Annotated in this window: 15 protein-coding genes and 2 tRNA genes; 5 read left to right on the plus strand and 12 right to left on the minus strand. The window is 31.2% G+C overall.

The genetic code is table 11. The features are described from left to right. The first annotated feature begins 36 nt into the window (after window positions 1-36). Entirely contained in the window at window positions 37-1,437 is a 1,401-nt protein-coding gene (gene lpdA / locus MK851_RS04680; protein ID WP_320241896.1) for a dihydrolipoyl dehydrogenase, read from the plus strand. Window positions 1,438-1,583: 146 nt separating this feature from the next. Further along, the gene (locus MK851_RS04685; protein WP_320241898.1) at window positions 1,584-2,195 is read left to right on the plus strand and encodes a hypothetical protein; all 612 of its coding nucleotides are present in this window, start codon (window positions 1,584-1,586) and stop codon (window positions 2,193-2,195) included. Between the two features lie 97 nt (window positions 2,196-2,292). On the opposite strand, the gene MK851_RS04690 is transcribed toward MK851_RS04685, so the two are convergent. The 7 genes from MK851_RS04690 to MK851_RS04720 form a co-directional block, all read right to left on the minus strand. Further along, complete coding sequence (locus MK851_RS04690; RefSeq protein WP_320241900.1) at window positions 2,293-4,410, minus strand: peptidylprolyl isomerase; 2,118 nt, start codon at window positions 4,408-4,410, stop codon at window positions 2,293-2,295. Between the two features lie 106 nt (window positions 4,411-4,516). Next, on the minus strand, window positions 4,517-5,809 hold the full coding sequence (locus tag MK851_RS04695) for a hemolysin family protein (protein WP_320241902.1): 1,293 nt from the start codon (window positions 5,807-5,809) through the stop codon (window positions 4,517-4,519). Beyond that, a complete protein-coding gene (locus tag MK851_RS04700; RefSeq protein ID WP_115900207.1) occupies window positions 5,809-6,006 on the minus strand; it encodes a hypothetical protein in 198 nt (65 codons plus the stop codon). Before MK851_RS04700 ends, MK851_RS04695 begins: the two co-directional genes overlap by 1 nt. Further along, the gene (lptC, locus tag MK851_RS04705; RefSeq protein WP_320241905.1) at window positions 6,006-6,578 is read right to left on the minus strand and encodes an LPS export ABC transporter periplasmic protein LptC; all 573 of its coding nucleotides are present in this window, start codon (window positions 6,576-6,578) and stop codon (window positions 6,006-6,008) included. The genes MK851_RS04700 and lptC overlap by 1 nt, the downstream gene beginning before the upstream one ends. Window positions 6,579-6,587: 9 nt before the next feature. Then, window positions 6,588-7,898 carry a hypothetical protein gene (locus MK851_RS04710; RefSeq protein ID WP_303510794.1) on the minus strand — a complete coding sequence of 437 codons (1,311 nt, stop codon included), beginning with the start codon at window positions 7,896-7,898 and terminating at the stop codon, window positions 6,588-6,590. 15 nt (window positions 7,899-7,913) lie between these two features. Next, entirely contained in the window at window positions 7,914-9,182 is a 1,269-nt protein-coding gene (locus MK851_RS04715; protein ID WP_320241907.1) for a hypothetical protein, read from the minus strand. Next, window positions 9,175-9,906 carry a type III pantothenate kinase gene (locus tag MK851_RS04720; RefSeq protein ID WP_303510798.1) on the minus strand — a complete coding sequence of 244 codons (732 nt, stop codon included), beginning with the start codon at window positions 9,904-9,906 and terminating at the stop codon, window positions 9,175-9,177. Before MK851_RS04720 ends, MK851_RS04715 begins: the two co-directional genes overlap by 8 nt. A 109-nt stretch (window positions 9,907-10,015) precedes the next feature. Here MK851_RS04720 and MK851_RS04725 point away from each other — a divergent pair. Continuing rightward, a tRNA-Phe gene (locus MK851_RS04725) sits at window positions 10,016-10,088 on the plus strand. A 63-nt stretch (window positions 10,089-10,151) separates the two neighbouring features. Next, window positions 10,152-10,224 (plus strand) — tRNA-Phe (locus MK851_RS04730). An 82-nt stretch (window positions 10,225-10,306) separates the two neighbouring features. Here MK851_RS04730 and MK851_RS04735 read toward each other — a convergent pair. Then, window positions 10,307-11,194, minus strand: a complete 888-nt coding sequence (locus MK851_RS04735; protein WP_303511095.1) for an endonuclease/exonuclease/phosphatase family protein — start codon at window positions 11,192-11,194, stop codon at window positions 10,307-10,309. A 192-nt stretch (window positions 11,195-11,386) separates the two neighbouring features. Between MK851_RS04735 and MK851_RS04740 the strand changes: the two genes are divergently transcribed. After that, window positions 11,387-11,851, plus strand: a complete 465-nt coding sequence (locus tag MK851_RS04740) for a hypothetical protein (protein ID WP_303511100.1) — start codon at window positions 11,387-11,389, stop codon at window positions 11,849-11,851. Between the two features lie 80 nt (window positions 11,852-11,931). Here MK851_RS04740 and MK851_RS04745 read toward each other — a convergent pair whose 3' ends face one another. The 4 genes from MK851_RS04745 to MK851_RS04760 are packed head-to-tail and all read right to left on the minus strand — an operon-like array spanning window position 11,932 to window position 16,086. Continuing rightward, on the minus strand, window positions 11,932-12,447 hold the full coding sequence (locus MK851_RS04745; RefSeq protein WP_303511103.1) for a gamma carbonic anhydrase family protein: 516 nt from the start codon (window positions 12,445-12,447) through the stop codon (window positions 11,932-11,934). A gap of 6 nt (window positions 12,448-12,453) precedes the next feature. After that, on the minus strand, window positions 12,454-13,188 hold the full coding sequence (locus MK851_RS04750; RefSeq protein ID WP_303511106.1) for a LytR/AlgR family response regulator transcription factor: 735 nt from the start codon (window positions 13,186-13,188) through the stop codon (window positions 12,454-12,456). A gap of 2 nt (window positions 13,189-13,190) precedes the next feature. After that, a complete protein-coding gene (locus MK851_RS04755) occupies window positions 13,191-15,380 on the minus strand; it encodes a tetratricopeptide repeat protein (RefSeq protein WP_303511108.1) in 2,190 nt (729 codons plus the stop codon). Further along, a complete protein-coding gene (locus tag MK851_RS04760) occupies window positions 15,373-16,086 on the minus strand; it encodes a hypothetical protein (RefSeq protein WP_303511111.1) in 714 nt (237 codons plus the stop codon). Before MK851_RS04760 ends, MK851_RS04755 begins: the two co-directional genes overlap by 8 nt. Between the last annotated feature and the right edge of the window lie 57 nt (window positions 16,087-16,143).

Here is a 16,143-nt window from a genome sequence, read left to right on the forward strand (position 1 = left end):
GTGCTTCATTATTTATGAAAAAATAAAACACAACTCATGAAATACGATTTAATCGTTATTGGTTCTGGTCCAGGAGGGTACATTGCTGCTATCAGAGCCGCTCAATTAGGTTCTAAAGTTGCTATTATCGAAAAATACTCAACTTTAGGTGGAACTTGTTTAAATGTTGGATGTATTCCTTCAAAAGCTTTATTAGATTCTTCGCACCATTACTATGATGCAGTAAATCATTTCGAAGAGCACGGTATCTCTGTTGAGAAACCTTCTTTTGACTTCGGAAAAATGGTAGCTCGTAAAGCAAATGTAGTAGAAACTACTACTGGAGGTATCAAATATTTAATGGATAAAAACAATATTGAGGTTTACGAAGGTTTAGGTTCTTTTGAAGATGCTACGCACGTGAAAATCACAAAAAATGATGGTACTGAAGAAGTAATTGAAGGTACTAACATTATTATAGCTACTGGTTCTAAACCATCTTCTTTACCTTTTATTACTATTGATAAAGAGCGCGTAATTACTTCTACTGAAGCTTTAAAACTTCCTGAAGTTCCTAAGCACTTATTAGTAATTGGCGGTGGTGTTATTGGGTTAGAACTAGGTTCTGTTTACAAGCGTTTAGGTGCTGATGTAACTGTTATCGAATACGCTCCTACAATCACTCCAACAATGGATAAAGATGTTTCTAAAGAACTAACTAAAGTTTTAAAGAAACAAGGAATGAAAATTAATGCTAGCCACGGTGTAACTTCTGTTGAAAGAAACGGTGACGAAGTTGTGGTAAAAGCTACTAATAAAAAAGGTGAAGAGGTTACTTTCACTGGAGATTACTGTTTAGTTTCAGTAGGTCGTCGTCCGTACACTGAAGGATTAGCTTTAGAAAAAGCGGGTGTTAAAGTTACTGAAAGAGGAATGATTGATGTAAATGATCATTTACAAACCAACGTTTCTAACATTTATGCAATTGGTGATGTAGTTCGTGGAGCTATGTTAGCACATAAAGCAGAAGAAGAAGGTGTTGTGGTTGCTGAATATTTAGCAGGACAGAAGCCTCATATTGACTATAACTTAATTCCTGGTATTGTTTATACTTGGCCAGAAGTAGCGGCTGTTGGTAAAACTGAACAAGAATTAAAAGATGCTGGTGTTGATTATAAGTCTGGAAAATTCTCAATGCGTGCATTAGGGCGTTCTCGTGCAAGTGGAGATACTGATGGATTTGTAAAAGTATTAGCTGATAAAAATACAGATGAAATATTAGGAGTTCATATGGTAGGTGCTCGTGTTGCTGATTTAATTATGGAAGCAGCCGTAGCAATGGAATACAGAGCTTCTGCGGAAGATTTAGCTCGTATTTGTCATGGACACCCAACCTACTCTGAAGCTATAAAAGAAGCAGCGAAAGCAGCTTGGGATGGTAAACCATTAAACGCTTAATAAAATTCTTTAAAATATACTTAAAAAAGCAATCTCATATGAGATTGCTTTTTTGTTTTACTTAAATTAACTTCGTTAATATAAAATCATTTAAATTGTAACACACTAATTATTATATAATATTATTTCTCAAAAATAATGCTACCATGAAAGACAATGAAAATAGTGAAATATCTATGCAATATTGGGATTATTACTGTGCTTTAGAATCTGATTTTAAGCAAATTTCTAGATTTATAGATTTCTCTGAAGAAAATTTAAAAGTCTACTCTATTGAACTGACTAGAATATTACTATCAGCATGTTCAGAGCTGGACGCAATATTAAAAGATATCTGCTATCAAATAAATGAATCCTCTTCTCCTCAAAAAATTAATGATTATAGAGGAATTATTCGAGAAGGTTTAGGTGAAATTATTAATGAAAAAGTTAATATAGGTCTTTATTTTTTTGATATTCAACCATTTGAAATTTGGAAAGAAAACAAAACTCCTAAATGGTGGAAAATGCACAATAAGGTGAAACACCAAAGAAATGAATACTTCACTGAAGCCAATTTAGAAAATACTCGTAATGCTATTTGCGCGCTATTTATATGCGTTAACTACTATTATTTACAAAAACTTAAACCTATTATGGTCAAATCTGGAAAAAAGAAATTTTCTTTTAAAGATATTACATTAATTCTAAAAACAGACTCTCAATTTATTAGATTTAATAAGAGTGACTACTATATCCAGACACTTAGATTAAATTAAAAACAACTGTAAATTCATAATTGACTAGTTTGTTATATTATACAAAAAATCCCGAACTAAATAGTTCGGGATTTTTTTATTGGTATGACGTTATTTCTTATTGAATTCCGTAGAAAGAACTCATGTTATCTTCAATTTCAGACGCTTTTTTAACCGCCTCATACATTTGAAATGTCTTATTCTGTCTTTCAGCTACAATACGCTTTCTATATGTATCGTAGTTAGGTAATGCTGTTGGTAATCCTTTCTTTTCAATAACAAAGGTAAATACTCCTTTATCTCCTACTACATTTTTAACTACTTCATTTTCTTTTGCATTAATCATTGCTCCTACTACTTTTGGCTCGAAACCTACGCCAGAAATCGTTGGTGATTGTAAGTTTACATCGGTAGCAACTCTTACTGTTTGATTTACAGATTTAGCAATTTCATCTAATGTTGAACCACTAATTTTATCTTCAATCATTTTTGCTTTACGCTCATTTGTTAAGATAGGGCGTACACTAGCAGTTGCCTTATCAACAGGCATTAATCCTTTTGCCGTTTTTGAAGTCAATACAGCTACTACATACCCTCCTTCAATATCAAAACGTTTGAAATCTCCTTCGTTTACTTCTTTATCAAACGCCCAAGTAATGACTTGTCTTTCATTCCCTAAACCTGGTACGCTTTCATCTAATGCTTTTAATCCAACAGCAGGCAAAGAACTTAAGTTCTTTTCTTTTACAGCTTCTTCAAAAGCTTTTCCATTTGCTAACTCTAAAGCAAATGTTTCTGCATTTTGAAATACTGTATTTTCTGTTTCTTCTGAAGCCTCAATCTTACGTCCAAAAGTAGTTAACTTCACTACTGTTTGGAAGTTCTTTTGTCCATCAATTTTAATTACATGGAACCCAAATTGAGTTTTTACAACTCCCATGTCTCCTTCTTTTCCTTCAAAAACAAAGTCTCTAAATGACGGCACCATTCTATTATATGCAAACCAATCGTAGAATCCACCTTTTTCAGCAGAACCTTGATCCGATGACATTTCTTTAGCTAAATCAGCAAACTTAGATTTATCTGCTTTTACAACTGCTAATAAGCTATCCGCAGTTTTCTTAGCTTCTTCTTCAGTCTGAACAACTGTTTCATCTGCACTAGCAGAACCTACAAAAGGGATTAAAATATGACTTGCTTTCGCAGAATCAGGTAACTGTTTTACTTCTGTAATTTTAGATAATTTAAAGAACCCTGCATCTTTATACGGTCCAAAAACATCTCCTTCTTTACCGTTGAAAACTTCTTCTGCAATTACTTGAGGAACTTGAACTTTAAACTTATAACTATCATCTAATCTTACATCAGAATCGTTTTCTTCTAAAAACTCACTATAATCTGTAGTATTCTTTAATCCTTTAACTGGTGTATTGTTCACTACTGAGTCTTCTATTAACTTAGCTATATTAGCCTTAATAACTTCTTCATCTTCTGTTGTAGGTTCAATGTTAAATTTTACAAAATTAATATCTCTTGAAGCTTCAACTTGAAAAGCTTCTTGATGCTTATTTATATAATTTTGAACATCACTTTTCTTTAAGGTAACTAAACTATCTGCAATTGTAGTATAAGGTACATATACATATTTACCAGACACTTTAGTGTTTTCTGATAAATATCTAGACTCTCCTTCTTTTAATGAAGCACCTAAGCCAGCAGCAACTAAGTTGTCGTATGTTGTTTTTTCTATATTGCTTTTAATAGAAGCCATATATTTTTGCCAAGCAGCCCACTCTTGTCCATTTTCTTCTTTTATAGTAGCTAGGTGTTCTTTTAACTTGTTTTTATCGAAAATACCTGAAGTTTGGAATCTAGCATCATTTTGAACTACTGGAGTTTCATATAAGGCGTTTAAAATATCAGCATCACCAACTGTAATTCCTGCTTCTTCTAGTTGTTTTTTGTATATTTTTTGACGGATTAAGTTATTCCATACTGCTTTTGCAGCTTGCATTTCAGACATGTTATTTCCTGTCTGTGCTTTGTAAGCATCCAGAGCTTCAGCGAACTCTTGACGAGATATAGCCTCGCCATTAACTTCACCTATTTCATTTACTTTACTTGCACTAAAAAAGTCTGATATTGTAGAAGGGTCTAATACAAAAGCAAAAAGTGCTAAACCAATTACAAGAATTAAGAACATTGAACGTTCTCTAATCTTCGATAAAATTGCCATACGTCATTTATTTTATTAACAGTGTGCGAAAATACAATTTCATAGTAAATAATGCAATGTTTTTTATGCTGTTTTTGAGGGAGTTCTCTCTATAAAAGGAGAAAAGTTAATCTTCTTTATGAATTACTTTAAAATAAATATCATTAATTTTAGTTGCACTTACTTGCAAGATTTTGATTTGGAAGTTTTCTATATCTAATACCTCATCTTGTAGTGGTATTGTTTCAGTATGGTTTAAGATAAACCCTCCTATGGTTTCATACGCTTCTTCTTTCGGTATATCTAAATTATATTCTTCATTTAGGTAATCAACCTCTAAACGTGCTGAAAAGTTAAATTCGTTTTCACTAATTTTTTCTTCCAATAATTGTTGGGTATCATGTTCGTCTTCAATTTCTCCAAATAATTCTTCAACAATATCTTCAACTGTAATGATACCTGAAGTTCCACCATATTCATCAACTACAACCGCTATACTCTTTCGTTTTTTTATTAAATTATTAAGTACATCGTTAATAATCATAGACTCTGGTACAAACTCTACGGGTAATAAAATTGACTTGATAGTACGTGGTTTTTTAAACAGCTCAAAGGCATTTACATATCCTAAAATATCATCTAACGAGTTTTTATAAACCAAGATTTTTGACAATCCTGTTGTAATAAATATTTTCTTAAGACTGCTTACTGTCTCATGTAAATCTACTGCAACAACTTCTGTTCTTGGCACCATAATTTCACGAGATTTCACTTTATGAAACTCTAAAGCATTCTGAAAAATTTGAATTTCAGAATCTACTTCTTCTTCATCATTTCCTGCATCTAATTGTTCAGAAATATAATTACCAAGCTCTTCTTTGCTAAACTCTGTTTGAATTTCATTTTCTTTTATTCGAAAAAAAACATGCAAGCAAAAATCTGAAATTTTAGTAATTACCCATGTAAATCCGTAAAAAATAACATAGAAAATATAGGCTGGTATAGCAAAAAATTTAAGCATCTCATTTGCATAAATTCTAAAAATAGCTTTTGGTAAAAACTCTGCTGTTACCAAGATAATTACTGTTGAAATAAGTGTTTGCGTTAATAAACTTATATCAGACAACACATAATTTACAACTGTATAATCAGAAGGTAAAAAGGATTGGAACCAACTCATTAACAGCTCTCCCATAAAGTAACTATAAATAACTAAAGCTACATTATTACCTACTAACATAGTGGTAATAAACTTTGAAGATTTTTCTGTTAGTTTGGTTAGAATTTTAGAGAGTATACCGTCTCCCTTTTTCTCTAATTCTATGTGAAGTTTATTTGCCGATATAAAGGCTATTTCCATGCCAGAAAAAAAGGCTGAAAACAAAATAGAAGTAAGAATAATTAAGAGTTCGGGTTGCATTAACGTTCTTTGTTTCTTTTTTCTACTTTTCTTCTAAAATGTCGTTTAAAGAAGAAAATTAATATGATAAAGATAGCAAATCCAAACATAATAAACGCTTCTTGTCTATCAGAATTCCATTTTAAGATTCCCTCAACAAAAAAGACTACTCCTATAACTAAGTATCCATATTGTAAATATTTCCAAAGTGCATTCATTATATATCTTTTTGTGTTGTTTCTATATCTCCTGTAATATCTTTAGCTGTGTGTTTTGATAAATCCTCTTTAGATTCAAAACCAAACCCATTTATAACTGCATTAGGCATTGTCAACCTGAAACCGTCTTCTGTAAAAAAGTAGTGTTCATTTTGATCCCAGAATAATTGATTAGTTTCAAGTTTTGTTTGATTCGTATGATTCGTAATTACCACATTCCCTCTAATTTCAGATACTTTTGTCTTATTATAGGTTAGTGCATAGTTACCTGATATTGTGGTTGAGTCTATTCCGTTTTTATCTATAGTTACAATTTCAATTCCTTTAGGAAACTCACTATAAGGGTGTTCTTTCCTATTTGAATAATCATAAAAAACAGGTGCTTTGGTTTTTGAACTTATTCTTCCAGAATCTTTATGAACATGATAAATATTTACTGCCGAACCTACTGGTAAATTTTTATCTGCTAAAAAATCCCGTACCTCCTTTTTAGAGTTGGTACAAGAAAAAAACATTGCCACCAAACAAATGGTAGCAATGCTATTGTATATATGTGTTGCTTTTTTAAGCATTAAATTCTATTAAGGTACACGAACAGTTTCTCCAATCCAACACCCTACTCTATAACTAGCACCTGAAGACATTCCTTTTTGGAATATTAACTTTTTAGATGGTGCATTTTTTCTATAACTAGAAATGTATCTGTTAGCTCCACATCCTGGATCAACTTTTTTAGCCTTTAAAGCTTTATTTAAAGCTGCTACATATACCATTCTTTTTTCGAACTCATCACTACCACATGAATTTGCACTTCTTTGGTATAAACTTGCAATGAATAAATATGCTTTTCCCATATTAGGGTTATACTTTAATGCTTCGTAAGCTAAAGCTCTAGCTCTACTTCCACCAGCATTTTGTGCTTCTCTTAGCTTATACTTAGCCTTTTTAAATGGATCTGTTTCTAAGTCGAATGCCTTCTTTCTCATTTCAGCAGCTCCACCATTGTCTCCGTTTTTAGCTAACACACCAGCTAAGAAGTTATATGCATCAGCAGATTGTGTAACCTTAGCATATTCATTTGCTAATTTCTCAAACAAAGGATCTGTTTGACATCCTTTATTATACATTCTTGACACTGCTCTTTTTAACCAAACACCATCAGTTTTGTTCTGCTCAAAATCTCTAGAGTAAATTGGTATTAATCTTTCACAAGTTGCTATTTTAGATATTTTAGCATCTAAACCTCCTTCTACTTGACCTAATGATGATGAATTAATAGTATATGCTCTTAAAAGACTTTTTTCCCTAGAGGTAATAGTTCCTACAGAATCTTTCTCTTGCAATTTAGCTATTTTCTTGCTATAATCTTCTAATTTTTCATCTACAGACTCCATAACATCATCATACGTATCAAATACTTTTTGAGGATTTGTATCTTGATACTTATCTGCTATCATTTGGAAATATCTAAAGATATTTTTAACTCCCATATCTTTTGGAGAAAGATCATAAGCTTTCTTTAAGATTTCAAAAACTTTATCATTTGTCGCTAACTTATTTTCAATTAAAAACTCTGCATAATCACTATGTGCTTTTGCTGGATCTTTATCTGGAAAATTAACTAACCTCGTTTCATATACTTTTTTAGCTAAAACTGGATCTTTTAAGTTTTCAGCAACTTTAGCCCCATATTTATAAATATTAACAGATAATGTAGCACAGTTATCTAATAAGTATTCTAAATTAGGTTTTGCTTGAGTATATTTTTTAGTTGTAGCATCTCCTTTAAATAGGTTATACTTTATATGACACTCTTGGCTTGCTTGCGCTTTCGCTCCATTTACGGCTACAAACAAAAATAATCCTGTTAGTAAATACGTAATTTTTTTCATCGTTCTCAGTTTTTGTTAATCTATTTTATTCTTATGAAACCACTTAAGACTATTTAAAGATAAACTTAACCTTACGTTAAAGTAGTTTTCTTTTATCAAGTTATTGTTAGTCGTTCCTCTTTGCCCGTACTCAAATCCTACATTTACGTTTGATAATTGTCTCGGTAATGGCAATCCTAATCCAACATTTATGCCAAAGTCTTTTACAGCAGTAAAATTATTGGTAGTTTTCACTAACAACCCTGTATCTTCAAAACGCAAACCTGCTCTGTACGTCACTCTATCCCAATAACTTGAAATTGAATTTAATTTTGGAATATAGTACCCTCCTATTGCAAACTTACTTGAATCATCATACTTATGAGATGATCCATCAGCTATAAAAACACTATTACTTCCTAAAGCACTTTGAAATTCTTGGTTGATTCCTACGTACCACTTATTTTCTTTTCCTAGACCGAAACCATAAACACTTTTCAAAGGTGCATTTATGTTTCCATTTAAAGCTCTATTGAATAGTTCATCTCTTGGAACTTCTTGCCCAGATCCACTAAATGATAATGAATACATTTTCTCCGACCCTTTTGCAGATAAATCTGTAGACATGGTAAATGATGCTCCTGTAGATAATTGCAATTTATTTTTTAGTTCTGTTTTGTATTGTAACCCCAGCTTAAACTGTCCGCCTCTAACATTAAAAGATTCTTCATGTTTAGTTGCTAATGCGACATCTGCTCTTTGATTTAAAACGCTATTATCTATATTTCCAAAAATAAAACCAGCTTCTGCCCCAATAGACAAACCTTTATAAACATACATACCAAAACTAGCGTATATTTTATTCGCCCCTCCTTCTCCTGTAAACAAAGTAACATTATCAGCATCATTATCATCTAACAATGAGTACCCTACAGATGAAAAAGGTTGTAAACCTACAGATAAACCTGCTTTTTTTCCAACTGGAAAACCTAATGAAATATACCTTAAACTTGTTGAGTTTCCTGTTTGAGAAGCATCTTGTTCTTTAACTGTCAAAAAAGTTAAGCTACCTCCTATAGCATAGGTTGCAGCCCTTAAATCAGCATTCGCCGCTGGGTTTGTAAAATTTAGGTGATGATAATCTTTCATTGCAACACCAATACCTCCCATAGAAGCTTGTTCTACTGTTACTGCCTCAAAATTTTCACCTATACCAAAATAAGAATATGGTGAAGCACTATTTCTTTGTGCTAATATTGTTGACGTAGTTAGTACAAAAACTCCTAATATAAATCTCTTAATCATTCGCTAAATTGTGTATCAAAATAGTATGTAACCCCTCCAAAACAAAATTTGGATGGGCAAATATGACACTTTTTAATTGTTTTGACAAAAAATATGTATCCCCTCCTGTTAAAACTACTGTTAAATCTGGATATTTTTTTTGATATTGTGCTATAATTCCATCTATTTCATTAGAAACCCCATTGATAACTCCTGAATGGATTGAACTTTTTGTATCAACCCCAATAAAGTTTTCTACTTCCTCCATTTCTAGTAACGGTAATTTGGAGGTAAAAGTGTGTAATGCCTTATACCTCATAGCTACTCCTGGTGAAATTGCACCTCCTAAGTATTTCCCTTCATTAGTAATAAAATCGTAGGTTATGCATGTACCTGCATCTAACACCAGTACATTTTTATTAGGAAACTTATTTATCGCTGCTGATGCTAATGCTATTCTATCGACTCCTAATGTTTTTGGGGTTTTGTATAAATTTTTAAACGGAACTTTTGTGTTTGAATCCAAAAAAACTGGATTTAAGAGTTCTACAATTTTTTGCTTTTCTTTTTCTGTAAAATTAGCAACAGAAGATATAATGCTATTGGAAACTGAAAATCTTGAAGTAATTTTTTTTAGTTCAGAAATTATTTTTGCTTTCTCAAAAACAAATACTTCCTTAACAGTATCTATTTCAAAAACAGCTACTTTAACTCTTGTATTTCCAACATCAATAATTAGGCACATATTTCATTTCTTTGAGCTTGTAAATTTACGATACATTTTTTTAAAGTTTTTACTTTGTAAAATTAAAAAACGATTGTATATTTGCATCCGCTTAACGAAAGTAGCAACTGGTGCCTTAGCTCAGTTGGTAGAGCAAAGGACTGAAAATCCTTGTGTCCCTGGTTCGATTCCTGGAGGCACCACAATAAAGCTCGTAGCGCCTGTTACGAGTTTTATTTTAAAGATGTTACTTTTAAGCAATGACTGGTGCCTTAGCTCAGTTGGTAGAGCAAAGGACTGAAAATCCTTGTGTCCCTGGTTCGATTCCTGGAGGCACCACGATAAAAACCCGAACAAATTTGTTCGGGTTTTTTAGTTTTTAAAATTATAGGATTCAACAAGCTATTGAGTCTTTTTTTTACTATTTCAATCTAAATTTCATTTCAATTGGTAAATGATCGGATGCTTGACCAAATTGAGTTAGTACTTTTCCCTCCACATACTCTATAGAATCTTCTGTATAAAAAATATAATCGATACGTTCTACTGGATTTTTTGTGTCAAATGTATTTTCAGGGTTCTCAACAAAAAAGGCCGCATTTCCTACTCCATCCATTGCAAACATTTTTTGAATAATAGCTTCTTTATCCCTTGCTTTTGAATTAAAGTCTCCTAGTAAGATTGTTGGATACTCTTTTTTATACTTATTAAAAAGGTTCAACACATACTCAAACTGTCTTACTCTTGTTGTTTTATCAAACGCTTCTAAATGTAAATTTATTACTACAACCTCTTTTCCTTCTAAAGTAACTTTTACCACTTGCACTAACCTATCTAAATACAACGCATCTCTATAAAAAGGGTTATCAGCTACTCTTTCTAAAACTATGCGCTGATAATCTTTTAATTCGTATTTACTCAAAATTGATTGTCCTGAAACTATTTTACCAAAGTGTATACTTGGTGGCCAATAAGGAAAAGGCACATAATGCTCATCCCAATTTACACCTCTTGCTACATAATTATAACCTAGCTCTGCTAATTTTTTTTCTTGATTTACTTCATAAGATCTTGCTGCATTATAATCCACTTCTTGAAGTGTTATAATATCTGGATTCACTTTTTTAACCTCTGTAAGTACCTTTTTTAAATTTGAATCAAATAATTCTTTAGGCTTAGCAATTGCTCGGTTATTCGTCATTCCACTTAAATAACCAATATTATAAGTTACTATACTATAGATTGAATCATTATCAGTAGTATTTTCGTACTCATGCGTAATAATTTTAGCGTATTCTTCCTCGTCCATTGTTGGAGAGGATGCCCAGAAAAAAAATAGTGCAAACACACCCACAACTAGTAATAAAAACCTTAAAAAAAATCTGAAATTTGACTTCATATAAAATTAAAAAAATGTTAAAAACGATTTCAAATTTAAACTTTTTTAATCTGCAACGGTCTTAGAAGCGTAAATAATTAATAAACCTTTAAATTTAATAACATGAAGAAAGTACTAACAATCTTGATTTTAGCAGTTGGTTTTACTGTTACTACTCAAGCTCAAAAGAGAGATAAAACTAAACATGAAAAATTAACTGTAGAGCAAAAAACAGAATTAGCTGTAAAAAAAATGACCTTACAGCTTGATTTAACGGAGTCTCAACAAAAACAAGTGAAGCCTTTAGTAGCAGAGCAAATTTCTGAAAGACAGGAAATGTGGGCTAAAAGAAAAGCTATGAAAAAAAGCGGTAATAAACCTACTGCTGATCAAAAATATGCCATGAAAAGTAAAATGCTTGACAAGCAAATTACTTACAAAACTAAAATGAAACATATTTTAAATGAGCAACAATATGAACGTTATGAAAAAATGGCTGCTAGAAAAATGAAGAGACATAGCAAGAAAGGTGACCGAAAAACACATAAAAAAAGAAAGCATCGTAAAGAAAATAAAAGCGATAAGTAATATCGATTTATAGTAGATTAGTTTTTGATTGAAAAAAGCTCGGTTTTGTTTCCAAAACCGAGCTTTTTTACTTTCTCTATTTATTCTTTAAACCAACTTGAATACTTTACGTAATTATTAGCAATTCTATCAATTTCACCTGAAATAAGTTCTTTAGAAATATCTTTCACTTTTTTTGCTGGAACTCCAGCGTAAATACTTCCACTTTCAATATGTGTGTTTTTTGTTACAACTGCTCCTGCAGCAATGATGGAATTAGATTCTACTACACAATCATCCATAATTATACTTCCCATTCCTACTAACACATTATCATGAATAGTGCACCCATGCACTAATGCATTATGACCTATCGACACATTGTCTCCTATAGTAGTTGGTGATTTTTGATACGTTGCATGTATTACTGCACCATCTTGTACATTTACTTTATCTCCCATCTTTATATAGTGTACATCTCCGCGAATAACCGCATTAAACCATACACTGCACGCTTCTCCCATTTGCACATCGCCTACAATAGTTGCATTTTCTGCAATGTAGCAATCATTTGGAATTTGAGGGTGCTTCCCTCTTACTGGTTTTATAATTGGCATAAATTTTTATTTAAAATATGATAATAAGTTTGCTTTCTTGGATGCTGAAACCATAATCTCTTTTCCGTTTGACAGTATAACGCTCCCCCCTTTTCCTTTTTTATACTTTACTATTTCATTAACGTTGACTAAATACGATTTGTGTACCCTAACAAAAGAACTGTCTTTTAAAGCTTCTTCAAAATATTTAAGTGTTTTACTCACCACCTTTCTAGAATTATCAAAATAGATTTCCGTGTAGTTATCATCTGCTTTGCAAAATAAAATTTCTTCAACAGCTACTACTTCAAATCCATCTTGTTGCGGAATCGTAATTTTTCCATTTACTTGATGAGTCATTTTGGGAGTTAACACAGTAGTTTCTAACTCATTTTCTTTTTCCTTAATTTCAGTTACAATACCTACTGCTTTAATCAACTCATCTATCGAAATAGGTTTTAACAAATAATACGTTGCTTGATTATTTAATGCCTCAATGGCGTAATGATCGTAAGCAGTTACAAAAACTGTTTCAAAAGTTTGGTTTTCTACTTTTTCTAATAAGTCAAAAGCATTTCCAAAAGGCATTTCTACATCTAAAAACACCAAGTCCAATTCGTGTTTTTCAATTAGTTTTTGTGCTTCTTCAATATTACTTGCTTCACCTAACAACTCAACATTTGGGCAATATTTAGTAATATAATTTCGTAGAATATCTCTACTTATTTGCTCATCTTCAACTATAATTGCTTTTATCTTCATCACTAATTTTCGTCTTTTTTCAGTGTCAATTCTACCTTAGTTCCGCTTCTATCTTCAAAGGCATCTAAAACCACCACAGATATTTTATCCTGATACATATCATTTAAAATAGCAATTCTATTTTTTATTGTACTCATTCCTTTTGATTTCTGTTTGAGTTGGTTCTTCGTCTTCATTTCTATTGATTTCTCTCTTCCAACCCCATCATCTTCAATTAAAATAGTAATAGAATCATTGTTTTTAGGTAGCATTGAAATTTGAAGTTTTCCTTTTTCTTTTTTATATCGAAGCCCATGCCAAATTGCATTTTCTATATACGGTTGCAATAACATTGGCGGAATCGAATATTCATCTAAAGCTATACTTTTATCTATATTGATAGTATAATCAAACTTATCTTTAAATCGGTTGTGCTCTAACTTCACATACAATTCTAACAACTCAATTTCTTTTGGCAATGGTATAAAATCTTCATCTGAATTTTCTAATACCGAACGCATTAATGTCGAAAACTCTGACAAATATCTATTTGCACTTCGTTCATCACTTACTGCAATAAAACTGTTAACTGAATTCAATGCATTGAAAATAAAGTGTGGATTCATTTGTGAGCGCATCGATTTTAATGCTAATAAGTTATTTGCTAACTTTTGTTGTTTATTCGTTCTAAACATAAAATACACCAACAAAACCATTAATAAAAAACCTCCAATTAATGAATAAATAATCCATTTTTGACGTCTGTTACTCTCCTCTACCAATTGCTGGTCTTTGTATGCTAAACTTATTTTACTATCTGTTAATTCTTTGTCTTTTTCTAAACTTACTATTCTGTTTTGATTATCTGAAATTCGCTTACTAAAACGTTTTACTTGTTGAATTTCCTGTTCTTTTCGTGAATACAAAGTATCTACCAATTTTACATAATCTTGATACGTTTTTAAGGCTTCCGTATAGTCTCCAACCGTAGCATATACTTCCGACAAACGCTTAGTCGCATCTTTTTGAATGATTAAGTCTTTATTTTTATCAGCGTCTGCAATACTCTTTTTTAAATACGGAATTGCTTCTTCATATTCAGATTTTTGCATGTAGGCATTTCCTATTTTATAGTTGATTTTTTGCGAGGTTATAGAATCAACCAAAGACTCTTTATTTTTTGCCTCAACAACTATATCATCTGCTTCTTTTAAGCTCTCTTTTCGCAACTGAATTTCTTCATCGTATCGTTGAGATTTGTTATAAAAATCGGCTACTTTTTGTTGTTCTTTTAACGAGCGTTTTTTATTTTCTTCAGATGCTAGCTTTAATGAGTTTTTATAATACCCATCTGCTTTTTGAGTGTTCCCTTGTGCTGCAAAAACTTCTGCCAGTTTGGAGTTTAAATCTGTTATTTTAGGAGTAATTAAGTTCTTTTTCGCGATCTCCAATGCTTTTTCATAATTAACTTTTGCCTGATTGTAGTTCTTTTGAGCTAGATACACATCTCCCAATCCTTGATATGCAGTTAGACTCAAATAGTTATTTAATACTCCGCTTTGTAAGCTTTGTAAATAGTTTTGTTCACTACTATTATAATCTTCTGATAAAAAGGCTGTTTTTGCCAATTTTAAACGAACTCTAGGCGAATTTACTTCTTGTAAAGAAATTTGGTAATTCTCAATTGCTAAGTCGTATTGTTTCCAATAAAAATATACATCTGCTAATTCTTTAAATACAGTAGCTCTTTGATTTTTACTGGGGTTTGTCAACAATGTTTTTTCAATAAAAGACAAACTTTTATCGATATCTTTCTTTTTATAAAACTGAACAGAATCTAAATATTGTAAATATAAACCTGTTTGCTTTCTTGTACTATAAGAGCTTAGTTTTGATTTTTTTTGGAGCGTAAAATCTTCTACTTCCACCTTTATATCTTCATCATCTTTAATTGTATAAAAAACACGATTAAAATTAGGATGTGATACCTCTAATTGACTCCCCGCTGTGGCTTTTACAGTATAGCTTCCCGTTATTTCAGAAAACCGAAAAGTTCTTCCATTTACTTCTACGCTCGCATCTTTAATAGCTCGTCGCGTTTCTTTACTCACTACTTGAACTTTTACTAAAAATTCTTTAGTTGTGTTTTCCTCTGTTTGAGAAAAAACAGCGAATGAAAGGAAAAGAAATACTATGTATATTTTTTTAATCATTTATAGGATAATATTCAATAGCATTAAAATTTTCATTAGTTAAATCAACATAAAAATAATGTATTTGTAGTTTATCTTCTTCTGACTTTATACTTTCTGTTGTTTTAAAATACAGTCTTTTATTTTCAACCAACTCCTTAACATTTATTACTTTTTGTTTTTGAGGTGAAATTTTGATAAAATTCGTACCATCAATTTTACTTAAGTACAAACTTATATCATCCTCATAACCGAGTTTTTTATCATCATTAGTATCACTATCAATAACTTTATACATCAATATTTGCTGTTTTGTAACATTAAACATTTCTCTTAAAAAGCTTACAGAAGATATCTGAATATTTTCTTTCGTTAATGATGTAAACCTATCTGATCCTAATTTCTGAAATTTAAGATTAATCATCATTCCATTAATTTCGTTATCATAGAAACCTGTCAAATGATATGTTTCTCCTCCTTTACTTGAAGAAAAATAACTTTTATTTACTTCCTTATTATTTCCATATCCTACAGGGTGTATAAGATAATTTGTACTATCAATATGTATAGGTAAATCAGCTATTTTAATTAAAGAAGTATCGACTTTAATTTCTTTTTTAGTTTTATCCAAAACTGTTACTTCATTAGCTTCATTTTTGGTTTTCGACTTACAGCTCGAACATATAATTCCTAAAAAAAGGAATATTAAAGTCACTTCTTTTCTCATGTTCATTAATTTTTTATTTGTGTAAACATACTCACAAAAACCCACACAAAAAAACAC

Source organism: Tenacibaculum sp. 1B UA (genome assembly GCF_033978845.1).
Taxonomy (GTDB): Bacteria; Bacteroidota; Bacteroidia; order Flavobacteriales; family Flavobacteriaceae; genus Polaribacter.